This is a genomic window from Schaalia odontolytica (assembly GCF_005696695.1).
GTDB classification, from domain to species: Bacteria; Actinomycetota; Actinomycetes; order Actinomycetales; family Actinomycetaceae; genus Pauljensenia; species Pauljensenia odontolytica_C.
The window spans coordinates 2,303,626-2,327,566 of record NZ_CP040006.1 but is presented as its reverse complement, the minus strand read 5'-3'; the positions used below and the strand labels follow the sequence as shown (position 1 = coordinate 2,327,566).

At 63.5% G+C, this 23,941-nt stretch carries 19 protein-coding genes; 10 read left to right on the top strand and 9 right to left on the bottom strand.

Annotated features, from left to right (window positions below):
- Positions 1 to 230: 230 nt before the first annotated feature.
- The 6 genes from FBF35_RS10310 to FBF35_RS10285 all read left to right on the top strand — a co-directional run bounded on the left by FBF35_RS10310 (position 231) and on the right by FBF35_RS10285 (position 6,774).
- The gene (locus FBF35_RS10310) at positions 231 to 1,277 is read left to right on the top strand and encodes a substrate-binding domain-containing protein (RefSeq protein WP_060566035.1); all 1,047 of its coding nucleotides are present in this window, start codon (positions 231 to 233) and stop codon (positions 1,275 to 1,277) included.
- Positions 1,278 to 1,368: 91 nt separating this feature from the next.
- Positions 1,369 to 2,913, top strand: coding sequence for a sugar ABC transporter ATP-binding protein (locus FBF35_RS10305; protein WP_060566034.1), 1,545 nt, complete (start codon positions 1,369 to 1,371; stop codon positions 2,911 to 2,913).
- 2 nt (positions 2,914 to 2,915) lie between these two features.
- The gene (locus tag FBF35_RS10300) at positions 2,916 to 3,980 is read left to right on the top strand and encodes an ABC transporter permease (protein WP_241772517.1); all 1,065 of its coding nucleotides are present in this window, start codon (positions 2,916 to 2,918) and stop codon (positions 3,978 to 3,980) included.
- Between the two features lie 5 nt (positions 3,981 to 3,985).
- Positions 3,986 to 5,074, top strand: coding sequence for an ABC transporter permease (locus tag FBF35_RS10295; protein WP_241772516.1), 1,089 nt, complete (start codon positions 3,986 to 3,988; stop codon positions 5,072 to 5,074).
- A gap of 2 nt (positions 5,075 to 5,076) precedes the next feature.
- Complete coding sequence (locus FBF35_RS10290) at positions 5,077 to 6,078, top strand: dihydroxyacetone kinase subunit DhaK (RefSeq protein WP_241772515.1); 1,002 nt, start codon at positions 5,077 to 5,079, stop codon at positions 6,076 to 6,078.
- A 3-nt stretch (positions 6,079 to 6,081) separates the two neighbouring features.
- Positions 6,082 to 6,774, top strand: coding sequence for a DAK2 domain-containing protein (locus FBF35_RS10285; RefSeq protein WP_060566031.1), 693 nt, complete (start codon positions 6,082 to 6,084; stop codon positions 6,772 to 6,774).
- Between the two features lie 113 nt (positions 6,775 to 6,887).
- Here the strand turns inward: FBF35_RS10285 and FBF35_RS10280 are convergent, their stop codons facing one another.
- The 6 genes from FBF35_RS10280 to xylA all read right to left on the bottom strand — a co-directional run bounded on the left by FBF35_RS10280 (position 6,888) and on the right by xylA (position 15,748).
- Entirely contained in the window at positions 6,888 to 8,891 is a 2,004-nt protein-coding gene (locus FBF35_RS10280) for an ATP-binding protein (RefSeq protein WP_082632821.1), read from the bottom strand.
- Entirely contained in the window at positions 8,888 to 10,195 is a 1,308-nt protein-coding gene (locus FBF35_RS10275) for an SIR2 family protein (protein WP_060566029.1), read from the bottom strand. The genes FBF35_RS10280 and FBF35_RS10275 overlap by 4 nt, the downstream gene beginning before the upstream one ends.
- Before the next feature lie 267 nt (positions 10,196 to 10,462).
- A complete protein-coding gene (gene nhaC, locus FBF35_RS10270) occupies positions 10,463 to 11,920 on the bottom strand; it encodes a Na+/H+ antiporter NhaC (protein WP_060566027.1) in 1,458 nt (485 codons plus the stop codon).
- Between the two features lie 48 nt (positions 11,921 to 11,968).
- Positions 11,969 to 13,150, bottom strand: a complete 1,182-nt coding sequence (locus FBF35_RS10265; protein ID WP_060566025.1) for a MalY/PatB family protein — start codon at positions 13,148 to 13,150, stop codon at positions 11,969 to 11,971.
- Positions 13,143 to 14,546, bottom strand: a complete 1,404-nt coding sequence (xylB, locus tag FBF35_RS10260) for a xylulokinase (protein ID WP_060566023.1) — start codon at positions 14,544 to 14,546, stop codon at positions 13,143 to 13,145. Before xylB ends, FBF35_RS10265 begins: the two co-directional genes overlap by 8 nt.
- Before the next feature lie 26 nt (positions 14,547 to 14,572).
- The gene (gene xylA, locus FBF35_RS10255; protein WP_060566022.1) at positions 14,573 to 15,748 is read right to left on the bottom strand and encodes a xylose isomerase; all 1,176 of its coding nucleotides are present in this window, start codon (positions 15,746 to 15,748) and stop codon (positions 14,573 to 14,575) included.
- 268 nt (positions 15,749 to 16,016) lie between these two features.
- Between xylA and FBF35_RS10250 the strand changes: the two genes are divergently transcribed.
- On the top strand, positions 16,017 to 17,339 hold the full coding sequence (locus FBF35_RS10250; protein WP_060566020.1) for an ROK family transcriptional regulator: 1,323 nt from the start codon (positions 16,017 to 16,019) through the stop codon (positions 17,337 to 17,339).
- A gap of 19 nt (positions 17,340 to 17,358) precedes the next feature.
- On the opposite strand, the gene FBF35_RS10550 is transcribed toward FBF35_RS10250, so the two are convergent.
- The 3 genes from FBF35_RS10550 to FBF35_RS10240 all read right to left on the bottom strand — a co-directional run bounded on the left by FBF35_RS10550 (position 17,359) and on the right by FBF35_RS10240 (position 19,444).
- Positions 17,359 to 17,508, bottom strand: coding sequence for a hypothetical protein (locus FBF35_RS10550; protein ID WP_187348953.1), 150 nt, complete (start codon positions 17,506 to 17,508; stop codon positions 17,359 to 17,361).
- On the bottom strand, positions 17,505 to 18,296 hold the full coding sequence (locus tag FBF35_RS10245) for a hypothetical protein (RefSeq protein WP_060566019.1): 792 nt from the start codon (positions 18,294 to 18,296) through the stop codon (positions 17,505 to 17,507). The genes FBF35_RS10550 and FBF35_RS10245 overlap by 4 nt, the downstream gene beginning before the upstream one ends.
- A 239-nt stretch (positions 18,297 to 18,535) precedes the next feature.
- Positions 18,536 to 19,444, bottom strand: a complete 909-nt coding sequence (locus FBF35_RS10240) for an SDR family oxidoreductase (RefSeq protein ID WP_060566017.1) — start codon at positions 19,442 to 19,444, stop codon at positions 18,536 to 18,538.
- Positions 19,445 to 20,349: 905 nt separating this feature from the next.
- Here FBF35_RS10240 and FBF35_RS10230 point away from each other — a divergent pair.
- The 3 genes from FBF35_RS10230 (at position 20,350) to FBF35_RS10220 (ending at position 23,824) form a co-directional block, all read left to right on the top strand.
- A complete protein-coding gene (locus tag FBF35_RS10230) occupies positions 20,350 to 20,892 on the top strand; it encodes a DUF4956 domain-containing protein (protein WP_048775245.1) in 543 nt (180 codons plus the stop codon).
- A 78-nt stretch (positions 20,893 to 20,970) separates the two neighbouring features.
- Positions 20,971 to 21,792, top strand: a complete 822-nt coding sequence (locus FBF35_RS10225; RefSeq protein ID WP_060566015.1) for a polyphosphate polymerase domain-containing protein — start codon at positions 20,971 to 20,973, stop codon at positions 21,790 to 21,792.
- A 97-nt stretch (positions 21,793 to 21,889) separates the two neighbouring features.
- A complete protein-coding gene (locus FBF35_RS10220) occupies positions 21,890 to 23,824 on the top strand; it encodes a carbohydrate-binding domain-containing protein (protein WP_060566013.1) in 1,935 nt (644 codons plus the stop codon).
- The last annotated feature ends 117 nt before the right edge of the window (positions 23,825 to 23,941 follow it).

The window sequence follows — 23,941 nt, the reverse complement described above, 5'->3', positions numbered from 1 at the left end:
ACAGGGGCGTTTTTCGCTCAGCATTTGCGTATAACCGTGCGTTGAGCTGCGCGCCCGTGAGCAGCTAGCGGCGAATCAAGCCGTCATAAATGCGCGAAAACGAGTTGCTACTGCGCGATACCGCGTGTAATGTAAGTGATTGCGACGCGGGTCACGCCATGATGCGTGCGTCATCGCAGGAGATGGCGAACCCGGAACGTCCGACAACTAGATCACGAGGAAGTGACGACATGAAGATCGGAAGACTGACGGCGGCATCGGTGTCCATTGCATCGATGCTTGCTCTGACTGCCTGCTCGACCGTCGGAGGGACGGCAGGCGACAACTCCGCATCAAACACCGGCTCGGCCGCGGGCGATTCCGGCAAGACGATGGTCACCGTCGTCAAGGTCAAGGGCATCGCATGGTTTGATCGCATGGACGTGGGCGTCAAGGAATGGGGCGCCGAGAATGGATACGACACGAGGACCGAGGGCGGAACGGACGTCTCGCCGGAAAAGCAGATCCAGATCATCCAGGATCTGATCGCGCAGAAGCCGGTCGCCATCACCGTCGTTCCCAACTCGCCCGAGTCCCTTTCCTCCGTCCTTGAACAGGCTCGCGCACAGGGCATCAAGGTGGTCTCTCACGAGGCGACCGGCATCAAGAACGTTGACGCGGATATCGAGGCATTTGACAACGCCTCCTACGGTGTCGACATCATGAAGAACCTCGGGGAGTGCACGGGTGGCACCGGCAAGTACGTGCAGTTCGTCGGTGGTCTGACCGCCAAGACCCACATGGAATGGGTCGAGGCAGCCTACGACTACCAGCAGAAGAACTTCCCCAACATGGAGCGCGTCGAGACGCCCATCGAGTCGACCGACAACGAGACGGCCGCCTACGAAAAGGCCAAGGAAGTCCTCGGCAAGTACCCCGATATCAAGGCCTTCCAGGGTTCCGCCGGTAACGACGTGCCCGGCATCGCTCGCGCGATCGAAGAGGCCGGCCTGTCCGATCAGGTCTGCGTCATGGGCACCTCCATCCCCTCGGCCTCCGCGAAGTACCTGGCCACCGGATCGATCGACAAGATCTTCTTCTGGGATCCCGCCCTCGCTGGCAAGGCCCAGCTGCAGATCGCGAAGATCCTCGCTGACGGCGGCACCATCACCGAAGGCACGGACCTCGGCATTGAGGGTTACAACAACCTCCACAAGCTCGACGGCTACGACAACGTCTGGGTCGGCAACGCCCAGATCGCCGCAGACGCCGAGCAAGCGAAGAACTACGACTTCTGATCGCGCAGCCCCGGCCTCGTGACACATCGGCACGAGGCCGGGGCGGGCGTCCCACGACAGCGCAGTCGACAAGACACTCGAAGGAGAGCACATGCGCAGCAATGTGGATGAAGCACCGCGCCCCCACGGAGAAGGCGTCAGCGTGCAGGAGAACCCCTTTCTTGAGGTTCGGGATATCGTCAAGAACTTCGGCGGTGTTCGCGCCCTCGATGGCGTCAACATGGCCGTCTGGCCGGGAGAAGTGCTGTGCCTGGCCGGCGAGAATGGCTGCGGAAAGTCCACTCTCATCAAAGTCATCTCCGGAGTGCACGCCCCCGACGCGGGACACATACTCATCGACGGCCACACCGTCTCCTCGCTCACGCCGCTGAGCGCCATGGACGCCGGCATCCAGGTCATCTACCAGGACTTCAGCCTATTCTCGAACCTGACGGTCGCCGAGAACATCATGATGACCTCGTCGGTGACAGAAAAGAAGAAGTTCTTCAGTGCCACGAACGCGAAGCAGCAGGCCTCGCAGATCGTCGAGCGCCTCGGCGTCCCGCTCCCGCTCGACGCCGACGTCGAACAGCTCTCCGTCGCGGACAAGCAGCTCACCGCCATCTGCCGCGCCCTGGCCGGCAACGCGAAGCTCCTCATCATGGACGAGCCGACGACCGCCCTCACCCAGCGTGAGGTCGCCCGCCTGTTCATGGTCGTCGAAAAGCTGAGCGCACAGGGCGTCGCCCTCATCTTCGTGTCGCACAAGCTCGACGAGGTCATGGCGATTTCGCAGCGCGTCACCATCATGCGATCGGGACGCAACGTCATCGATTCGCCGGTCGAAGACCTCGACCGTGAGAAGATCACCCACTACATGACCGGCAAGGAACTCGACCAGAGCCGACGCGTCCCGCCCCTCGCTGAGGACGCCGAGGAGCGCCTGCGCGTCGAATCCCTCACCTCCCAGGGAGGCTTCGAGGACGTCAGCTTCTCCGTGAAGAAGGGCGAAATCCTCGGCATCACCGGGCTCCTCGGATCCGGGCGTACCGAAATCGCCCAGGCCCTCTTTGGCCTCCTGCCCATCGACTCCGGTCGCGTCTACATCGATGGCGAACACGTCGAGGTGGGATCCATCGGACAGGCCATCAAGGCCCACATCGGATACGTCCCCGAAGACCGACTCACCGAGGGCCTCTTCCTCGACAAGTCGATCGCCGATAACGTCATCGCCGCGTCCATCGACCACCACACCTCGAAACTCAACACGCTGCGCAAAGACAAGATCCGTCAAACCATCGCCCACTACTTCGAGTCGCTGCGCATCAAAGCACCCGACGTCCTCGCCCCCGTGCGATCCCTGTCCGGAGGCAACGCCCAGCGCGTCGTCCTCGCGAAGTGGCTCGCGCGCAACCCCAAGGTCCTCATCCTCAACGGCCCCACGGTCGGCGTCGACGTCGGCTCCAAAGCCGAGATCCTCGACATCCTGCGCGAACAAGCGGAAGCCGGCATGGCCATCGTCATCATCTCCGACGACGCGCCGGAACTCGTCTCCTGCTGCCATCGAGTGCTCATCACCAAGGGCGGCCACATCGCCGCCGAACTGGCCGGCGAGGACGTCGATGCTCGAACGATTAGAAAGATGGTCGTGTCATGAACATGAATACCGTCGCACGGCGCGTCCTGCGCTGGATCTGGGGACCCAACCGTGAAGGAATCGTCCTATCCGTCCTGGTCCTCCTGACCATCATCATGTCCGCGATCAGCCCCGCGTTCTTCACGGTCTCGACTCTCTTCTCCCTCCTGCGTTCCTCCATCGTCCCGATGATCTACGCGCTGGGCGTCCTCCTCGTCATCATTTCCGGCGGCATCGACGTGTCCTTCGCGGCCATCGCCTCGTTCGCCTCCTACGCCACGATCGTGTTCCAGCTGAGCCGAGGAATCAACATCGGCCTCGTCGGATCCTTCGCGATGGCGCTGGCCATCGGAGCGCTCCTCGGCCTGCTCAACGGATACCTGATCTCCAGGTTCAAGCTCCCGACCCTCATCGTCACGCTCGGCACCCAGGGAATCTTCCAAGGCTTCCTCCTGGCGTACATCGGCTCGAAGTACATCGCCCAGCTGCCCGAGGGCATGGCGTCGGCCTCGACCGCGAACCTCGTCTCCGTCGAAACATCGACGGGCGTCGCGTTGCTGCACTCGATGATCATCCCGGCCATTATCCTCGCGATCGTCATCGCGCTGGTGCTCAGCCGGACCATGTTCGGGCGCGCAATCTACGCGATCGGCGGCGACACCGAATCCGCCCACCGAGCCGGCATCAACGTCAAACGCACCCAAATCTGGGTGTACGTCATCGCCGGAACCCTCGCCGCAACCGCCGGCATGGTCTACATGATCCTCGGCAGGTCCGCCAACCCGCAGGAACTCGTCGGCCACGAACTCGACATCATCGCCGCCGTCGTCCTCGGAGGCGCATCGATCTTCGGCGGACGCGGGTCTGTGCGCGGAACGATCCTCGGTGTGCTGCTCGTCCAGCTCATCAACAACTCGCTGATCCTCATCGGCGTGCCCAGCGCCTGGCAGCGCGCCGCCGTCGGCCTGCTCCTCGTCGCCGGTGTCGGCATCCAAGCGCTCGCCGCAAAGCGCAGCACGCGAACGATGCGCGCCAAGAGCGCCCAGGTCGACCACAGCAACGCCGTCCCCCAAGCCGTCGAAGGATGAGTCCCATGAACAACACACTCCGCGACACAAACTCCCGGATTGACCAATTCAGTGCCTCGATCCTCTCCCGGCTGCGCCGCGACCGGTCGATCGCCCGCATGGTCCTCATCCTCCTCGTGGCCATCGGAATCTTCTCGGTACTCTCCCCGAGCGTGTTCCTCACGGGCCTCAACCTGCAGAACATGCTGCTCGCCGTCGCAGAAATCGGCATCCTCTCCATCGCCATGATGATCTCGATGGTCACCGGCGGCATCGACCTGTCGCTCGTCGCCATCGCGAACCTCTGCGCGATCACCGTGTCGACCCTGTACACCTCGAGTGCACTGGGCGGAACCGAACAGTGGGGCCCGGTCATCATCCTCATCGGGCTGGGGGTCGGACTCCTGTGCGGCCTCGTCAACGGCGTCCTCATCGCCTACGTTGGCGTCACCCCGATCCTCGCCACGCTCGGCACCATGCAGATCTTCAACGGCCTCGCCGTCGTGTGGACGGGCGGCAAAACCCTCTACGGATCCCCCGAAGCGCTGACGGCGTTCGGCAAGACCGCGGTCGCAGGAGTTCCCCTCCTCTTCATCGTCTTCGGACTCGTCGCCCTCCTCGTTGGATTCATCCTCAACCGCTCCCCGCTGGGACTGTCCCTCTCCCTCGAAGGATCCAACGGGACGGCCGCCCGATTCTCCGGAATTCGTTCCTCCCGAATCCTCCTGAGCTCCTACCTGCTCACCGGATTCCTCGGCTCCCTCACGGGCATCGTGTTCATCGCACGAAACCCCACGGCCTCGGCGGACTACGGCGCCTCCTACGTGCTGCTCGTCATCGTCATCGCCGTCCTCGGCGGGACCAACCCGAACGGCGGTTTCGCCACCGTCGGCGGCGTATTCCTGGCAGCCCTCACCCTCCAGGTCGTCCAAAGCGGCTTCACCTCCATGCGCCTATCAGCCTTCCAGTACGCGATCGCCCAGGGCGTCATCCTCATCGGCGTCCTCGTTCTCGACTGCGTCAACTGGAAAGACGTTCGAACACGCCTGACATCGACGTTCAGGCGCCCACAACCAGCAGCCGCCCTCAATAGCGGCGCAACAGAAAGGAAATGATCATGAAGAAGATCATTAACAACCCCGACCAGTTCGTCGATGAGATGGTTGAGGGCATTCTCCTGGCGCACCCCGATCAGGTCCGTACCCCCGGAGACGACAGGCGTGTCCTCGTCCGCGCCGACAGCCCCGCACCCGGCCGGGTTGGCATCGTCACCGGCGGCGGCTCCGGTCACCTCCCCCTCTTCAAGGGCTACGTCGGCAAGGGGCTGTGCTCCGGCGTCGCCATCGGTAACGTGTTCTCCTCCCCTTCGGTCCAGCAGTGCGCCGACGCCGCGAAGGCCGTCGACGGGGGAGCGGGCGTGCTCTTCCTCTACGGCAACTACGGCGGCGACGTCTTCAACTTCGACCTGGCCGTCGACCTCCTCGAACTCGACGGCATCGAGACGCGCACCGTCCTCGGCTGCGACGACGTAGCCTCCCAGCCCAAGGAACGCGCCAAGGACCGCCGCGGCGTCGCCGGCATCTTCTTCGCCTACAAGGCCGCGGGCGCTGCCGCCGAGCGCGGCGACAGCCTCGACGAGGTCGCCGCCGTCGCCCAGAAGGTCGTCGACAACACGGCCACCATGGGTGTCGGCCTGTCCCCGACGATCCTCCCGACCACGGGCGCCGCATCCTTCGACCTGCCCGAAGGCGAAATGGAAATCGGCATCGGCATCCACGGCGAACCCGGCATCCACCGCGGCCCCCTCGGAACCGCCGACGAGATCGCGGACCAGATCCTTGACTCCGTCATTCCCGACCTCGGCCTGGCCGAAGGCGACCGTGTGGCCGTCCTCGTGAACGGCCTCGGCGCCACGCCCCTCGAAGAGCTCTACCTGCTCTACCGCCGCACCCACCAGAGGCTCGAGGAACTCGGCGTCGTCATCGAACGCCGCTACATCGGCGAATACGCGACGTCCCTCGAAATGGCCGGCGCCTCGATCTCGCTGCTCAAGGTCGACGACGAGCTCCTCGAGCTCCTCGACGCCCCCGCCCAGTCCCCGTTCTTCAGGGAGGCATGACAAATGCGTTCACCCGAACTCATCCAGCGCATTCAGGACTCGATGACACTGCTCATCGAATCATCGGACGAACTGCGCGACCTCGACCAGGTCCTTGGCGACGGCGACCTCGGCATCACGATCTCCGCGGGAGCCCGCGCGGTCATCGAGGCGCTCAAGGCCATGCCGACCGAGCCCGAACCTGCCCCCTCCGACGTGGCGCGCGCCTGCGCGAAGGCATTCGCCAACGCCAACCCGTCGACGATGGCGGCGCTGGTCGCCGGTGGCCTCCTCGCCGGGTCCAAGGTGTGGGTCGGCTGCGAGGACGTCACGGCTGTCGAGGCCGAGGCATTCATCCGCGCGGCCGCCAGCTCCATCTCGCACCGCGGCAAGAGCCAGGTGGGTGACAAGACCATCCTCGACGCGATGGTCCCCGCCGTCGATTCTCTCGCCCGCAGCATCGAGGCCAACCCTGCGGTCGCTTCGGACAGCGGGCTCGCGGCGGCGGCCCTGGATAGCGCCATCGCCGACGCCGCCGAGGCTGTCGTTGCCACCCGCGACCTCCAGTCGCAGCGCGGCCGCGCCTCCTGGCTGCAGGACCGCTCGATCGGCCTCCAGGACCCCGGCGCCACCGCGTTCCTGCGGGCCCTCGAGGCCTGGCGCGACGCATCCACCGGCGAGCGCGGCCCCCGCGCGGCGGTCGTTGAGAATCTCTGAGGCTGCGGCTTAGCAGTTCGCTGTGGGGGTGGGGTTCCCGGTTGGGAACCCCACCCCCCCTCACAGTTTGGCCGTGCGCGGTGGAGATGCTTCATGTCTGCCAAGGGACAGCATTAAGGCACTTCATCTGTTGATTCTGTGTCTTGAGTGTCGGCCAAATCGGCTGCGGTGCTACCAGCATCCACGGAAGAGTCAGGCGCTAGGCCCCACAGCTTGACGAGATCAATTGTCTCGTTGTTGGGCCTGCGCCCCTCGGGCAATTCATCAATCTTGACGACGGCAGGAATCTGAACGCTCGTGCCGGAGATGATGCAGGTACCACACGGTAATGATGGGATCGACTCAAAGGACTTGCTGTCGAGAAAACTGATCGCGCTTTGGATGCAGGCTAGATCTGCGGGATTCACTAGACGATGAATTAAATAATGATGCAACTGCGATGTGATTCTTGTCGAAATTTCGGAAGGTCGTTGTGAGGAAACTGTAAGAAAAATGCCGAAGTGTCTACCTTCTGTAATGATTTCCTCCAGTAAATCGAGAAGTGCATTTTGATGGAAATTGTCTTCGATGCGCCTTCCGTGCGATAACAGAGTATGAGCTTCCTCAATGATGAAATTCAAATAAGTGGGATTTTTGGGTGAAATGGATCTCCGCCGCTGTTCTATATATCGCGCACGGATGGTGATAAGTGGGATCAGATAGCGTTCGGTCTGAGTGGCCTGTTCGAAGTTGATGATCTGAAGGACTGGATATGATGGACTGTCGGTTGTGGTAAAGATGAACCATTTTCGAAGAATGCTAACTCGGTCAATGACGCGATCGAGTAGTGAGTTGATGTGCGCTTCATCTCTGTGCCCTGAAATTGTGGCTGCGATAAAGGTGAGATAAAATGCTAGTTCAAATTTGTCGAGGGACGTTAGCTCTTTAGTGAAATCTTTAGAGAAAGCGCGATTAAAAAATGAATCTAAGTGATTCTCGAAAAAAGGGGAGCTTGTGTACAAGGGATCCGATGGTGTATCAATATAGTATGTTTGATTTCTGGAATCCCACTTGATGGACTTTTCAAACTTGTGAATCTCGTGTGAGAATGTCTCATGGTTCGGATCGGCAATGGTGTGAATCCTGCGCAAGATTAAGAACATCATCGGTGGGCTAAGTGTGCTCTGTGTGCGCCATGTGAAAAACATATGCAGAAGCTCCTGTGTGATACTACGAGTTGAGTCGGAATTTAATTTTACCCTGAGGGTGCTTTCAATTAAATAGCGCTCCTTGCGTTCTGAAGCCTCGAGTATGCTGATCCAAAATTCGATATCCTGTATGGTTGTTTCTGGTAGTGGGATGAGATTTGTCTGTTGTTCGATTGTGTCGGATTTTGACTTCGGTAGACCATAAATGTGTCCGAAAGTCGGGGTGCCTGATATGTTGGAGTGACTTAGGTGTCGGTATTCCCCATTCGTGTCGAATAGGATAAACTGGGAGGAGTTGAGTGGGTGTCCATTAGTCGTGTATTGGTATGCTCTCTCAAAGAGTTGAGTGTAAATTCGGAAGATAGTGTGCGACTTTCCGGAACCTGTATTGCCAAAAATGCCAATGTGGGTTGAAAAGAATGACGATATATCGATTGGAAATGGAATCGTGATGTCATTCGCTAAATGTCCAATTGTAATCTGTGTTCCTGGTGCAGACTCTGATACGTAAATCTTTGAAGCTTGCTTCGCAGACGCAAGGTACGCGATATTACCGATGAGTGGACTTGTTTGAGATCCAGAAACAAAGTGTGTTTGGAACGGTGATACTGACGTGTCTGTTTCGAATTCGCCGAGCAGGATCGTCTTGAGGATGCGTGTGTTGCGGTCGACATCCCGCTGGTAGGTGCTGTTCTCCCATGCATTGTTCTCGACGAGCTCTTCTTCCTCGACTTGTACGACGAGGTGTGCGTATCCTCGTCGTACGACTAAAAATGAGCCAATTGAAACGTTGTTGATGATCTCACCCTGAAAAATCAAGCTGGAGTCATTCTTGTCGACGTCCACAGTGATATCGATCCGCCTTCCACGCACCGCCGTCACTGTGCCGATTCGCAGCGATGAGGTCTCGTTCCCAGTGTTATCGGTCATGCGCTTGCCTTTCGGAGGATCTCAGTGATCGCGTGGATATCAAGACGTTGATGGTCGTTCGCTTCGGTTCCGAGCGCTTGCCCAAAACGGGGGCCGACCACTAGCTCGATGTTCGGGTACTCCTTTGGGGAGTAGCGCAGGTAGTCCGCAATCGTTCTCGTTGTGTCTTTGGAGTAGCAGAAGATAATGACCTTCAGCGTTGGATTCGCCTTAGCGGCACGAGTGATGAGTGAACGGATGTGCTCGTCTGCGAATGAAAAGCCCATCACAAGAAGGCTCGTGTTAGGAAGCTCCAACTGGTTCGACAGGCGTCGTAGCTGATCGTAATACGTCTCGTTAAGGACGGTTGAGGCGAATTTTCCTTTATTGGGAAGCACGACGGCCAACTTGTCGCGTGCTTCGTCTAGCTTATCGAGCTTGTCAACTAGATTCTGTTCTCCGCGTTCGTCCTGTTTTGCGCGCTCAAATGTCGCTTCCGCCTGACGTTTCAGTGTCTCTAAGTCTGCAGGTGTTTCGGTGCTGGTCTCTGTTGCGCGTGATTCGCTCGGCTCTGAGGCGTTAGGCCTGATCTCAGGCTGGCCTTCACCAAATCGGCTGATCGTGTTAAACAGTGTCTTGATCTCTTCGAGTATTTGATAGCTATCATCGATGGTCAGATGATCGCCGTCGTCGCGCCACGATGCGCATCCGTGAATCTTCACGAGGTTTGCTGATGGGATTTCGGTTCGGTATCCGAGGCCGATACCGTTCGAGAAAACGCGATTGCCGAACGTCTGTAGTGTAACTCGTCGGGCAAAACGGCCCAGGTATGCCGAGTTAGTCGGGATTTCCGCTTCGTCGAGTGCTAGGTCCATACACAGGTCGTAATTCGAGGTGAAGAACGTAACCTGTTTCGGCTTGTCGACAGATTCTCTGTTCGCAACCGTCTGAATCGCCTCAGTGCAGAAACCCTTGTAGGCTGCTCTGGTTTGTTGAATGTCTTCTTCGGGGCAATCTATCCTTTTGGGCACATAATCGACATTGCGGTAGATGGAACCCATGAAGAAAATGCGATCTATCTCTGCCTTGATCAGGCGGTAGATGACGTCCCTGTTTTCCCCGAGGCTGTCTTTCTTTTCTTCGAGTTCGACGCGCAGCTCTTCCAAATTGCCCAGAGTTTTGAACGCCGGCATTGAGCATCCAGCGCCCAGGAGGAAGTTGATGTTCGTGCTTTCCAGGGTCTTGCGTAAGTCACTGAGGAAGTCCTGGTCTACCTCCCTGTATAGAACGTGCGTCGTGTCGTTGGCTGCGTGACTGTCAGGCACGGTTTTTCCTTCGTTGGCTAGTTGGACAGCAGAATCTTGTTGCTGAGACGTCACCTAAGCGAGCGAGTTGGTCCGTGTTTGCCTCGCCGTTCATGTACGTCTTTGTCATGCGCCTCACGATAGCGTGGTTGTTAGTAAGTGTGTGCGTCGATCTTCAGTGGATCATACATACAAGTGGAATGCTGCTCGTCTACGCGCCTCATGGTGTTCACACACAACAAGGTGGGGGACCCCCACCCGGGGGTCCCCCACCTCAACAACTTGCGCTCACCCCTCCGCTTCGAGGGCTTTCTGCTCCTCGGGCGTGAGCTTGGCGATGCCGATGCCCGTGGCCGCCCACAGGAGGGCGAAGAAGATGGCGATCCAGTTGGAGATTGCCCAGGGCATGTAGGCCAGGGTGGCGACGCCCAGGGTGCCGGCCATGTAGGCGCCTGCCGACGTCCACGGGAGGATGGGCTCCCACACGGTGGCCGCGTCCTCGATGGTTCGCGACAGGTTCTTCGGGTCCAGGCCTCGTTTGATGTACTCGCCGCGCAGCATCTCGCCTGGGATCAGCAGGGAGACCTGGCCGTTCGACGTGATGCCGATGACCGCCAGACCCGTCACGATCGTCGCCGCGATCAGGGCGAAGGTCGACTTCACGGGTGCCAGCAGGCTCGAAATCAGCACGTCCAGCGACCCGGACACAGACACGGTGCCCGCGAAGGCGATCGCGCAGAAACAAATCAGGAGGACGCTCATCATCGAGTTCATGCCGCCGCGCTCCAGCAGGCGCGTCACGTCCTCGATGACGGAGTCGGCCTGGAAGCCGCTCTTGCCGACCATGTCGACCTTGAAACCGTTCACGGAGGCCACGACCGAGTTTGAGAAAGACACTCCCTGGAACACGACCGCGTTGAACATGGCAGTCGCGCACGACACGAGCATGACCGGCACGGTCGGCAGCTTCATGACGGAACCGACCAGCACAACCAGGACGGGCACCAGCAGGAGCAGGTTCCAGTTGAACGCCGAGTCGAGGGTCGCGAGGATCGTGCCGACCTTCTCGGGCACGGTCCCGCCCGACGACTGCAGGCCGAAAATCAGGTACACGACCGCCGAGGTCAGGAACGCTGGCACGGTCGTCCACATGAGGTGACGAATGTGCGTAAACAGGTTCACGCCCGTCGCCAGCGACGCGATGTTCGTCGTATCCGACAGGGGAGAGAGCTTGTCGCCGAAGTAGGCACCCGCCACGATCGCGCCCGCCACCATCGGCAGGTTCGCGTCCATGCCGACGGCCACGCCCATGAAGGCGACGCCGATCGTGCCCGCGGAACCCCACGAGGTACCCGTGCACAGCGACACGATCGCCGTTACGACCAGCGCGATGAGCGCCAAGAACTGCGGGTTAATGATCTTCAAGCCGTAGTAGATGAGCATCGGGATCGTACCGCCCGCCATCCACGTGCCGATCAAGGCACCGACGACGATCAGGATGAGAACAGCCGGCATTGTCTTCGCGATCTTCTCGGCGATCGCGCCGATGATCTCGTCCCACGTGTACCCCAAGGTCATGGCAACAATGCCAGCGACCACGGCCGACGCGATGAGCAGCGGCTCCACCGGGAGGCTCGCCGCGATATAGCCGCCGCCCAAAAGGACGATCAGCGTGACCGCGGGAATCGCCGCGACCAGGAGAGACGGAGTGCGGTGAGCCCGCTTCTCCGAGGAGGTGACTGACATCGTCAATCCTTTCTATTTCATTGCGTCCGCGCGCCAGTGCGCGTCCACTTAGTTCGATGCGAGCGCCGCGATCGCCTCGCACAAGCGCTCCAGTGCCCGCACCAGGTCGCGCTCGGGAAGCGCCACGTTGATGCGGAAAAATCCCTCGTACTCGGAACCGAAGTCCTCGCCCGGGGACACCGCGACCCGGGAGGCGGCCACGGCCTCGTCGAGAGAAGACGACGAGGCCAGGTATGCCCGGGCGTCCACCCACACCAAGTACGTGCCGTCGGGGTCGACGACGCGCGCCCGAGGCAGTGCGCGACGCAGATACTCGACCGCCACGCGCAGGTTCGCGTCGATGTGATCGCGCAGCTCATCCACCCAGGCCTCGCCCTGGTTCCACGCGGCGATCGTCGCAGGAATCGCGAAGAAATTCGGGTTGTGCAGGCCCATGAGGCGCTTGGCCTCCTCGAGGCGCTCCCCGAGTTCGCCGCGCACCGCGATCGCCGAGGCCTCCAACCCCGCGCTGTTAAACGTCTTCCCGGGGGACGCACACTGAATGAGGCGCCCCGACTCCCACAGACGCGGCGCGACGGCCGCGAGCGGCCGGTACCGGTTCCTGCACGGTCGCTGAAAATCCGCGTGAATATCGTCGGAGAGCACCAGCACGTCCCCCTGACGCGCGAGGGAAGCGACCATATCCATCTCACGCTCAGTCCACACGCGCCCCGTCGGGTTGTGCGGGCTGCACCAGAGCAGCAGGTCCGCGCCCTCCATCGTGCGGGCGAACAAATCCTCGGGAATTCGAGGGGTCTCGCCCGACAGGTCGAGGGGAACCCGGCGCAGCTCGCACCCGGCGCGCTCCACGACCTCGATGATCGGCCCGTACGCCGGATCCAGCGTCACCACGCGCGGAGGGCGCCCCAGCGACCCCGGCAGGACGATCGAGCACAGGGCCGAGACGCACTGGACGATGCGTGGGAAAAAGTGCACGTCGCCCGGGTCGAGCGTCCACCCGTGGCGGCGCTCCTGCCAACGGGCCGCGGCCTCGCGAAAGTCATCGAAGACCTCCGTGTAGCCGAAAATCCCCTCCGCGCACGCGTCCACGATCGCGCGCGACACCTCCGGGCACGTCGCGAACTCCATGTCCGCGACCGACAGCGACAGCGCATCCTCGCCCAGGTGCGCGGCCAGCAAGTCCCACTTCGCGCTGTGCGTTCCCCAGCGGGTGATCGTCTCGTCAAACATCGGATCCGCCCGCCCGGCTCGTGCAGTGGTGGGTCTGCCCGCACGCCCCCAGGCCCGCGACATTCAGGGCGGCCGCCTGCTTCGCCGCCCCCAGGGCGACGTACTCGGCGGGGGAGGGGACCTCCACCTCGGCCCCCAGGATGCTCGAGGCCAGGGTTCGAACCGCTCTCGACCGCGCCCCGCCGCCGACCATGACCACCCGCTCGATGGGCACACCCTGCGCACGCACCGCGTCCAGGGCCCCGCGCATGAGCGTCAGCAGCCCCTCGACCGCCGCGCGAGCCACGTGCGCGGGGTCGCAATTCGCCAGCGTCATGCCCTCCAACGTCGCCGTCGCGTCCGGCAGATTCGGGGTGCGCTCGCCCTCGAAGTACGGGATCAGGCGCAGACCTCCCGCGTCCGGAACCGACAGGGCGGCCTCGTCGAACTCCTCGTACCCCAGGCCCGTCACCCGCCTCATCGCGTCGATAATCCGCGACGCGTTCAGCGTGCACGCCAACGGCAGCCACCGCCCCGACGCGTCCGAAAAGCCCGTGACCAGGCCGGACGGATCCGACACGGCAGACTCCGACACCGCCGCGACGACGCCCGACGTCCCTAGGCTCAGCATCGCCGCGCCCGGACCCAAATCCACGCCGAGGGCCGCCGCCGCGTTATCACCCGCGCCCGGACCCAAGGCGATCTCGCCCCAGCCTCGCGCCTCGTCCCCGTGCGCCACGACCTCGTACGGTTCCGCGATCCGCGGCAGCACGATGCGCTCGGCCCGCTCCTCGTCACAGCGCAGCGCCTGGGCGAGAATGTCACGCCGATACGCCGACCCCGACCGATCCACGTATCCCGTCCCCGAGGCATCTGACCGATCCGTCGCCAACCCCTCCAACCCCAGGCGCTCAAAACCGCCCGCGATCCGCCACGTCAAGTAGTCGTGCGGCAAGCACACCGCAGCCACGCGCTGGGCCGCCTCCGGCTCATGATCCGCCAACCACCGCAGCTTCGTGACCGTTAACGACGCGACCGGAACCGAGCCCGTGGCATCGGCCCACCAGGCCTCACCCGACGACTCGCCCGCGCGCTCCGCGATCAACTCCCGAGCCGCGCCCGCGCTCCTCGTGTCATTCCACAGCAGGGCCGGCCGAATCACCTCGCCCCGCTCATCCAGCACGACCATGCCGTGCTGCTGGCCGCCCACGCTGAGCGCCCGCACGTCATCCAGTCCGCCGGCCGCAGCCACGGCCTCGTTCAACGCGTCCCACCAGGCGCGCGGATCCACCTCGGTGCCCTCCGGATGCGGCGCGCGACCCTCGCGCACCACCTCGCCCGACACCGGATCCCACACGACCACCTTGCACGACTGCGTCGATGAATCGACGCCCGCAACGAAAGGCCTCTCGCCCATCACACAACCCCTCGTCGAAGAGACGATCAGCCGATCAGGTGACGCATCGCCTGCTGGTACAGCTCCACGAAGTGGTACTCGCGCTCGCCCGCGGCCTGCGCGTCGAAGTCCTCGTAGGAGCTGCGATCCGCCAGGAAGTCCTCAAGGGACTCGCCCGCGGCCAGCGTGGATTCGCCGAGCTCGGGAACCGACGCAGCCTCGAGCAGCTCCTGGGTGACCGGATCCTCGCGGAACGCGCGGGCCTTCTGGGCGAGAGTCAGGTACATCTCGATGTTCGCGCGCGCGGACTCCCACACGCCCTCCATGCCCTCCGTGCGGCTCGGCTTGTAGTCGAAGTGGCGCGGACCCTCGTAGCGCGGGCCACCGCCCGGGAAGCCGTTCTCCAGCAGATCGACCGTGAAGAACGCGCTGGCCAGGTCGCCGTGGCCGAACGCCTTGTCCTGGTCGTACTTGATGCCCGACTGGCCGTTGAGGTCGATGTGGAAGAGCTTGCCCGCGTTCAGCGCCTGTGCCAGCGCATGCGTGTAGTTCAGGCCGGCCATCTGCTCGTGGCCCGTCTCCGGGTTCAGGCCCACGATGTCGCCGTGCTCAAGCTGCGCGATAAGGGCCAGCGCGTGACCGACCGTCGGCAGGAAAATATCGCCGCGAGGCTCATTCGGCTTCGGCTCCAGACCAATCTTCAGGTCGTAGCCGCGCGACTTGATGTAGGCGGCGACCGTATCCAGGCCCTCCTTGTAGCGGTCAAACGCCGCATTCAGGTCCTTCGACGAGTCGTACTCCGCGCCCTCGCGCCCGCCCCACATGACGAAGGTCGTCGCGCCCATCTCCGCAGCCAGATCCACGTTGCGCAGGATCTTGCGCAGGCCGAAACGGCGGATCGAACGATCGTTGTTCGTCAGGCCGCCATCCTTGAAGACCGGGTGCGTGAACGTGTTCGTCGTGACCATCTCAATGACGAGGCCAGCCGCGTCGGCCGCCTCCTTCACCTTCATGACGCGGTCGTGACGCTCCTGATCCGACGCATCAAAGTCGAACACGTCATTGTCGTGGAAGGTAATGCCCCACGCGCCGACCTCCGCGAGCTTTTCCGTGTACTCCCACGGATCCAGGACCGGGCGGGTCCCCGTACCAAAGGGGTCGACCGCATTCCAGCCGACCGTCCACAGGCCGAAGGAGAACTTGTTGTCGGGGGTGGTTGTCATGGTGGTGTCCTTTCGAACGTCGGTGTTCAGTTGGAGACGGATGGTACCGCGTCGTCGATGGCGCTGCGCGTCGTTGTGTGGTGGTGGATGTTGGTCCGTGTGCCGTACTCGCGTGTTTGGTCGCGCGGTCGTTGCGCGTCGTGTTCGCGTCGTCACAATTTATTTGTTGTGGGGTAAAACTTAATACCTGTGTGCGCGTTCGTCAAGGCCCTCCGACAAGTCCGCACGACGGGTGGGCACCGCCGCTCCGACACGGTAGCCTGGGTCCATGCCGACCCGTTCCGACAGCGCCAACGACGCCGGCCGCATCTGTCGCGGCCCGGTCGCCTCGCCGCGCCCCTCGGAGCGGGGGATGGGCGCTCAGAACCGCGGTGTGAAGTCGGAAAACGTGCGCGCATCCAACATGTCGACGGTGCTGCGCAACATCCTCGCCTCGCCGGGCGAGGTCACGCGCGCAGGCCTCTCGCAGCGCACCGGAATGACGCGCGCGACGATCTCGCGCCTCGTGGACGACCTGGTGGGTGCCGGACTCGTGCGAGAACTCGAACCCGGCGACGGCGGCGGCCGTGGCCGCCCGGCCAACCGCCTCACCCCCGCGGAGGGCAGCGCCGTCGCCCTCGGCATCGAAGTGGACGTCGCGAGCCTTGACGTCATGCTCGTTGACCTCGCCGGAAGGGAGCTCGGGCACCGACGGATTGAGCGCGATTTCGCCGACAGTGCGCCGGAGGAGACGATGGCGCTCGCGGCCCAGGAGGCCCACACTCTGCTCGAAGAAACCCTGCCCGACGGCGCCCTGTTCCTCGGGACGGGCGTTGGGCTGCCGGGCCTGGTGTCGCCGACCCGCCTCGCGCTCGCCCCGAACCTGGGGTGGCGAGACATCCCGCACGACCAGCTACTTGCCGCACTCGCAGAACTGAACCCGGTGGTCGTCGCGAACGAAGCGGACCTGGCGGCCTACGCGGTCGCCTACACACGCCCGGGCGTAGCGGGCGGGCCGTCGACTTTCGTGTACGTGTCGGGCGAGGTGGGCGTTGGCGCTGGTGTCATCGTCGATCATCGACCGATGAGCGGGGCGCGTGCCTGGTCCGGCGAAATTGGGCACATGTGCGCGGATCCCAATGGGCCGCTGTGCCGCTGCGGGGCGCGCGGATGCCTCGAGGCCTACCTGGGTGTGCGTGCCCTCGCCGAGCATGTGGGTGCCCCTGCGGGGTCCGGGCCGCGCGGGATTCTGCGTTGCGCGGGCCTCGTCGACGAGGCCGGGGCGAAGACCTCAGAGTCGCTTGCCGGGGGCGAGGAGCAGGAACGTGCGCGCACCGTGTTGACGGAGGCCGGAGCGGCCCTTGGGCGCGTGTTGTCGGGGGTCATCAACGCGATGGATATCCCGCACGTCGTGCTGGGCGGTGCCGTCGCTGAGCTGAGTGGTGCCCTGCTGGATCCGGCGCGCGAGGAGATTGAGACGCGCACGCTGCAGGCCCCGTGGTCCTCGCCGATCGTTGAGGTGCTGCCGGATTCTGCGTCGCTGACGGTTCGGGGTGCGGCGTTCCGAGTGCTGGATTCACTCGTGGACGACCCCGCCGCGTTCTTGAGTTAAGCGCGTTCTATCGGAGCGCTCACCAGTTACCCAAGCCCAGGTAGTACAGCGGGTGGGTGAGGATCGCGACGACGCGGTCTCGGTATTCGAGGGGCAGCATCGGGAAGATGACGATCGCGGCCAGGACCGCGACGATCAGGGTGACGAGGATGCGTTTCTTGGTGCTCATGCGTGGCTCCTTTGTGGGGTTGTGAGTGCTGCGCGGGCCTCAGCGAGGATGTCGTTGACGAGGTCGACGCCCTGCGGTGTGGCCAGGAGTGGGCGGTCCTCGGGGTGCTCGTTGAAGTGCCGGATGAGCGCGTCGAGGCCGGTGAAGGGGATGCCGATGCGCTCGGACGAGATGCCCCATGGTCCGCCGTATATGTCAGGGTCTGCTTCGAGAAATATAGTTGGACTGAGGATGCTGTCGATCGTGACATTATCCGACCACAGGATGGTGACATCCCGGTCGTTTGAGTCTTTCTCGACGGACAGTAGCTCCGGGAAGTGGAACGAGATTCCCTCGGGGGTCAGAGTTGTCTTTTGCTTGTCAGTCAGGGCGATGACGAGGTCCTTGCCGGGATTTCGGCTGCACTCGAGGTAGGCCATGGACGCAGCGGCGAACACATACAGCGCCGCATGGAAGGGTTGTCCGGTCGTGAAACCCGCGGCCATCGTCCCGCCCGCGAAGGCGTACAGCAGAAGTCCGGTCGTGACGAGCGCGATCGACTGGTGGTTGCCCCAAATGACGATGGAGCCGTCCTCGTAATGGGGGTGCGATGACCAGAACGGGCGCACAGTCATTTCGATGAGGTGAGGAAGCGCCGCGCACAGATACAGGGGGAACCAGATGAAGAGCAGCTGTAGCGGGCCGATGCGAATGAAAGAGAAAACCCAGTAGGCGCCCACCGCCAAGACGGCGTTAACGACAATGGCTATCGCGGTGAGCTTCCACAAGTCTCGCGCAGCCAGGTCCACACCCCGAGGAGAACTGTCGTGAGGTTTTCTCGCCAAAAGTGATGAAGGACGAGCCACAGTTACCACCACGCCTGGGCGCGGGCGTGTTGCCTCCGAAGAGTGCAGAAGGGCTCGTTGTTCATGCTCCGACGCTACCAGGAGTGTGACGCAGGCGGCAAGCATGAGCGCATGAGGGAACCCCGGCTTCGTCCCTGAGAAGAGAAGCGAAACCGGGGCCCACCAAGCCACACTCGTGACAGTCAGCGGCGCGACGCGAGCGCTGCCCGGGCAACCTCCTCGAAGGTGAGCGGGTCGCGGCCCGTCACGTCGCGCACGGTCGTGGAGACGACGTCCATCTCGCCGCGCGCGATCGACGTGTAGGTCGACACCCACGAGTCGTACTCCCACTGGGCGGCCGGCCACTTCTTGCGCGATTCGTACGCCTCCTCGACGGTTTCGCGCACGTAGGTGACGGGCCGGCCCTGCACACGGGTGAGGATTGCGGCGATCTCATCGAGGGTCAGGGCCTCGGGACCCGTCACGTCGAGAGTCTGATTCTCGTAGCGCCCCGGATCCACCAGGACCCCGGCGGCCACGCGCCCCGCGTCCTCGCGCGCGACCACGCCGACGCGCCCGTCGCCCGCGGGCCCAAGGATGCGGCCCTCCTCGTCCGGCAGCGCCACGAAAAAGTCCGCGTAGAAGTTATCGCGCAAGAACGTGTACGTCATGCCCGACGCCTTAATGCGCTCCTCCGTGTGGAAGTGCGTGCGCGCCAGCGTAAACGTCGAGTCGGGCGCCGCGTTCATGAACGACAAGTACACGATGTGGCGCACCCCGGAGGCGGCCGCCGCGTCGACGAAGGCGAGGTGCTTGGACAGGCGCTCCTCGCTCTCGGGCGCGGACACCATGAAGAGGACGTCAACGCCTTCCAGCGCGACGCGCGTCGTGAGGGTGTCCTCGTACGAGCACTTCACCGCGACGGCACCCGGCAGCTCGGGCGCGCGCGACGGCGTGTTCGCGAGCAAGCGCAGGGGCAGGCTGCGCTCGGACAGGAGTCGGGCGGTGGTGCCTCCGACGTTCCCGGACGCGCCGGTGATCGCAAGGGACGGGAGGGACGAGGCCTGGGCCGGCTCGTTTGTGTGGGCTCGGGGAGTGGGGGTGTCAGTCATGTGGCCAGTGTGCCACCGGCGTTGTGGCGTGTGCGCACGCCACGCAAGGCTTGGGCTGTGGGTGTAGCGCCTGGCGGGGGTGATCCCGGTGGCAACTCTGTTGGGATCCCGGGGGTAACTCTGTTGGGACATTGATGAGAGTTCGTGAAACCGTCATCGCCTTTGTGGGTGCTCGGCGAGGGGTGCATGAAACCCGTGACACCTTTGCGGGCAGAAAATGGCCCGGAATTGGTCGTTTCGTGCGAGCAAAGGTGTCAGTGGTTTCAACCGTGTGCGGAAAGGAGCTCGCAGAGGTGTCAGCGGTTTCATCTCGAGGCAAAGAGCCACCCGCATTGGTGTCATCGGTTTCAGGCAAGGCGGTCGGCAGGTGTTGTGAGGCAGCTGTGGCCCCATCGGCGCGAAAAAGTTCGCCCAACAGGAGTGGATTCTGGTCCAAACCGCGAAAAAATTCGCCCAGCAGGCGAAAAAAGGCCGATTTTGGGGTGTTTTGCGTGCGCTGGGCGAACTTTTTCGCGCATGGGCGCTGATGGAGGCGAGCAGGGCGAATTTTGTCGTGCTTGTGGTCCCACGGGTGTTCCGGGCCCTCCGGCGCCCGGAACACCCGTGGGACCACAAGCAACGCCATCAATGAGGCGGGCCGCCGCCCACGGGCACTCAAAGCAGCCCGGCCCAACAAGAGCGATGATCCGGCGATTGGAGGTTTGGCAACTCGTGTAGCGATTGAAAAGTGCGTTGGATTCACAGCGAGAGAAACCGCAGAAAAACGCCGAAAAACGCCCGCCCAGCCGCCGGCATTCACAGCTTCACAGCAACACTCCCAAAAGTCATATGAGAAATATGAGAGCTTCATAGGTTCTTCATAGGGTCGCGTGGGGAAATTGGTGCATCGACAAAAGGAGATCCCAATGACCGCCCTGATCCTGATTGCCATTGACCTGGTCGCCATGGCCGCCCTCGTGTTCGGCCTGTACTTCCCACGCCATCGCCGCGCTGACCTGGTCGCAGCCTTCCTCGGTGTGAATGTCGGCGTCCTCGCCGTCACGATCATCCTCGCGAACTCGACCGTGAGCGCGGGCCTGGGCCTCGGCCTCTTCGGTGTTCTCTCGATCATCCGACTGCGTTCGGATCAGATCTCGCAGACGGAGATCGCCTACTACTTCGCGTCGCTGGCTCTTGGCCTGCTGACGGGCATGTCTTCGGCGGTGACCCCGCTGCTCGGTGGCCTCATTGCCCTGATCCTCGTGGCACTGGCCTTCGGTGACTCGAAGCTGGTCTTCGGCCGCTACACTTCGCAGACCGTCCAGCTGGACCGCGCGATCGCCGACCCCGCCGAGCTGAAGGCGGCCCTCGAGCAGCGCCTCGGCGCGTCCGTCGCCTCGGTCAGCGTCGTCAAGCTCGACCTCGTGAACGACCTGACTCTCGTGGACGTCCGCTCGAAGGTCGCCTGATACGCCGGCCCACCGGCTCGCCAGCAGACGCCGACACGACCGCCACCCCGCAGACCGCCACTACTAAGGACACGACTCATGAACGCCACCCTGAACTCGATTCTCGCTGACCTCGATGCGATCGGCCTCGATGAACTGAATAAGCGTGCGGCGATGCTGACCCGAGTGGACCGCAAGTACGCGCTGGACGCGGCCACGGCCTCGGCGATTCTGAGCCGCCTCCCTGAGGACGCGTTGGTCCTGCAGATTGACGGCCAGGTGTCCCAGGGCTACGCCTCCACCTACTACGACACCCCCGACATGGATTCGTACCTGCTGACTGCGCTCAAGCGCCGCCGCCGCTTCAAGGTCCGCACCCGCTCTTACCTCTCGTCGGGCGCGTCCTTCCTGGAGGTCAAGACCCGCGGCCCGCGCGGCGTGACGGTCAAGAAGCGTATGCCGATCTCGTGGGACGAGGCCGGGGCCCCTCTCGCGGGTGAGCGCCGCCAGTGGGTGGCCGGCAAGGTTGAGAAGACGGGTTATGGCCACCTGGTGCCAGCGCTCGAGCCGGTCCTGGCTGGATCCTACGAGCGCAACACCCTGCTCCTGCCTGGTGGCGTGGGACGCGCGACGGTGGACACCGACTTGAAGTGGCGCTCGCTGCGCACGGACGGCACCGAGGTTGCTCGCCCCGACCTGGTCATCATCGAAACGAAGTCGGGCGCGACCCCTTCGATCGTCGACCACCTCCTGTGGGAGGGCGGCGTGCGACCCGTGAAGATCTCCAAGTACGGGACCGCGATGGCCGCCATGCACCACCTGCCCGCGAATAAGTGGCACCGCACGCTGGACCGCTACTTTCACGAATATGTGGAGGTTCCCGAGCTCGCGCACTCCGCGCCCCTTGCGATGGCGGCCTGACAGACCTCATAACGGCGCCCGCGGTTTCGACAGCACGCGAAACGAAAGCGCTGAGCATAAGAAACACAAGCTTTAATCACACGAAAGAAACAGACACATGAAAGCCCTTCAGAAATTCTGGACCCCCGCCCGGACGATCGGCGCGATCGCCCTCGTCGGAACCCTCGCGCTGGGAGCCTGCAGCTCCGCGGGCGTGACCTCATCCGGCTCCGGCTCCACCACGGCCACCGCGACCGTTGCGGCTTCTGGAACCAATGGCGACACGACCGCGCCGCCCACCGCGGCTGACGCCCTGGCCTCGAACGCGAAGGCCTCCTACGTGAAGGACAGCGACTGGAAGGCCTCGGACGCCGTCGATGTGACGCTCAGCGGCACAACCGCGACCTCCTCGTCCGACGCCGTGTCCGTGAGCGACGGCGTGCTGACCATCTCCAAGGCCGGCGTCTACAAGCTCAGCGGCTCCTTCACCGGCAAGGTTGTCGTGGCCGCGGGAGCTGAGGACCAGGTTGTCCTGATTCTCGATAACGCGACCATCACCTCCTCGACGGGCGCCGCGATCGAGGCGACCAGCGGTGACGACCTCGTCCTGTCCCTCGAGGGCACCTCGACGATCACCGACGGAACCTACACCGGCACCGAGGACGCGAACGCCGCGATCTACGCCGACATGGACCTGACGATCACCGGCTCGGGCACGCTCAACGTGACCTCCGGCGCCTCGGACGCGATCACCTCCAAGGACGACCTGTACGTCCTGAGCGGCACGATCAACGCGACCGCCTCGGACGACGGCCTGCGCGGCAAGGACTCCCTGACCGTTGCCGGCGGCACCGTCACCGTGAACTCCGGCGGCGACGCCCTCAAGTCCGACCAGGACAACGACGACACCAAGGGCTACGTCAACATCGCGGACGGCACCGTCACTCTGACCTCGGGCGGCGACGGCATCGACGCGTACACGGACGCGATCGTCACCGGCGGCACCCTGTCGATCACTTCGGGCGGCGGCGCCTCGGCCGGCGAGCCCTCCACGGGCTCGGCCAAGGGCATCAAGGCGCAGACCTACATCATCGTCGATGGCGGCACGACCACCATCGACGCCGGGGATGACGCCATTCACTCCAACGGCGCCCTGCGCTTGAGCTCCGGCACGATCACCGCCGCCTCCGGCGACGATGGTGTGCACACCGAGGTCGCGGCCGTCCTGGACGGCGCAACCGTGACCGTCACGCAGTCGAACGAGGCCCTCGAGGGTGGCCTCATCACGATCTCCGACGGTACCGTCGACCTGACCTCGAGCGACGACGGCATCAACGCCTCGGGCTCGATCACGGTCGAGGCCGGCCTGGCCGCAGTCGCCGAATCCAGCTCCGATACGACCACCACCCAGCGGATGGGCCCCGGTGGCATGGCTGACGGCGGCGGCTCGATGGAAGACACCGGCGAGCAGCTCACCATCAGCGGCGGCACCGTGACCGTCAACGCGAACGGCGACGGCCTCGACTCCAACGGCTCGCTGACCATCAGCGGCGGCACGACGACCGTCTACGGCCCGGCGTCCGGCGCGAACGGCGCCCTGGATTCCAACGGAGCCATGAGCATCACGGGTGGCACGGTCATCGCCTTCGCGACCAATGAGATGGTGGAGACGCCGACCATGACCGACGGCCAGGGCTGGGTCTCCGCCTCCGCGACCGGCTCCGCCGGATCCACGGTGACGATCACCGATGCCTCCGGCACGGTCCTGGGCACCTACACCTCGCTGAAGGCCTTCGGTAACGTCATCTACTCGACCTCGGGCATGACCAACGGCTCCACCTACACGGTGAGCGTCGACGGCACTGCCACAGAGGCGACCGCAGGCCAGGGCGGCATGGGGATGGGCGGTCAGCCCCCGGCCGGCGGTCCGGAACAGGGTGGCCAGCCGCCGGCTGGCGGTCAGCCCCCGGCGGGCGGTCCGGGTCAGGGCGGTCAGCCCCCGGCGGGCGGTCCGGGTCAGGGCGGTCAGCCCCCGGCCGCTCCCCAGGGCTGAGGCTTCCTGAATAGTGCGCCCCGCGTGATTGTCGACATGCGGGGCGCACGCTTATACCTGCGCTGCCTCTTCATCGACGAGGCCTCGGCCGGAATCTCACGGTCACGCCGTCACTCG

Excerpts from the sequence above, each read along its gene's own strand:
- FBF35_RS10310 (WP_060566035.1), top strand. The coding sequence starts at position 231 with ATGAAGATCGGAAGACTGACGGCGGCATCGGTGTCCATTGCATCGATG.
- nhaC (WP_060566027.1), bottom strand. The coding sequence starts at position 11,920 with ATGTCAGTCACCTCCTCGGAGAAGCGGGCTCACCGCACTCCGTCTCTC.
- FBF35_RS10225 (WP_060566015.1), top strand. The coding sequence starts at position 20,971 with ATGAACGCCACCCTGAACTCGATTCTCGCTGACCTCGATGCGATCGGC.
- FBF35_RS10305 (WP_060566034.1), top strand. The coding sequence starts at position 1,369 with ATGCGCAGCAATGTGGATGAAGCACCGCGCCCCCACGGAGAAGGCGTC.
- FBF35_RS10280 (WP_082632821.1), bottom strand. The coding sequence starts at position 8,891 with ATGACCGATAACACTGGGAACGAGACCTCATCGCTGCGAATCGGCACA.
- FBF35_RS10550 (WP_187348953.1), bottom strand. The coding sequence starts at position 17,508 with ATGAGCACCAAGAAACGCATCCTCGTCACCCTGATCGTCGCGGTCCTG.
- FBF35_RS10230 (WP_048775245.1), top strand. The coding sequence starts at position 20,350 with ATGACCGCCCTGATCCTGATTGCCATTGACCTGGTCGCCATGGCCGCC.
- FBF35_RS10250 (WP_060566020.1), top strand. The coding sequence starts at position 16,017 with ATGCCGACCCGTTCCGACAGCGCCAACGACGCCGGCCGCATCTGTCGC.
- FBF35_RS10265 (WP_060566025.1), bottom strand. The coding sequence starts at position 13,150 with ATGTTTGACGAGACGATCACCCGCTGGGGAACGCACAGCGCGAAGTGG.
- FBF35_RS10285 (WP_060566031.1), top strand. The coding sequence starts at position 6,082 with ATGCGTTCACCCGAACTCATCCAGCGCATTCAGGACTCGATGACACTG.
- xylB (WP_060566023.1), bottom strand. The coding sequence starts at position 14,546 with ATGGGCGAGAGGCCTTTCGTTGCGGGCGTCGATTCATCGACGCAGTCG.
- FBF35_RS10295 (WP_241772516.1), top strand. The coding sequence starts at position 3,986 with ATGAACAACACACTCCGCGACACAAACTCCCGGATTGACCAATTCAGT.
- FBF35_RS10300 (WP_241772517.1), top strand. The coding sequence starts at position 2,916 with ATGAATACCGTCGCACGGCGCGTCCTGCGCTGGATCTGGGGACCCAAC.
- xylA (WP_060566022.1), bottom strand. The coding sequence starts at position 15,748 with ATGACAACCACCCCCGACAACAAGTTCTCCTTCGGCCTGTGGACGGTC.
- FBF35_RS10290 (WP_241772515.1), top strand. The coding sequence starts at position 5,077 with ATGAAGAAGATCATTAACAACCCCGACCAGTTCGTCGATGAGATGGTT.
- FBF35_RS10220 (WP_060566013.1), top strand. The coding sequence starts at position 21,890 with ATGAAAGCCCTTCAGAAATTCTGGACCCCCGCCCGGACGATCGGCGCG.
- FBF35_RS10240 (WP_060566017.1), bottom strand. The coding sequence starts at position 19,444 with ATGACTGACACCCCCACTCCCCGAGCCCACACAAACGAGCCGGCCCAG.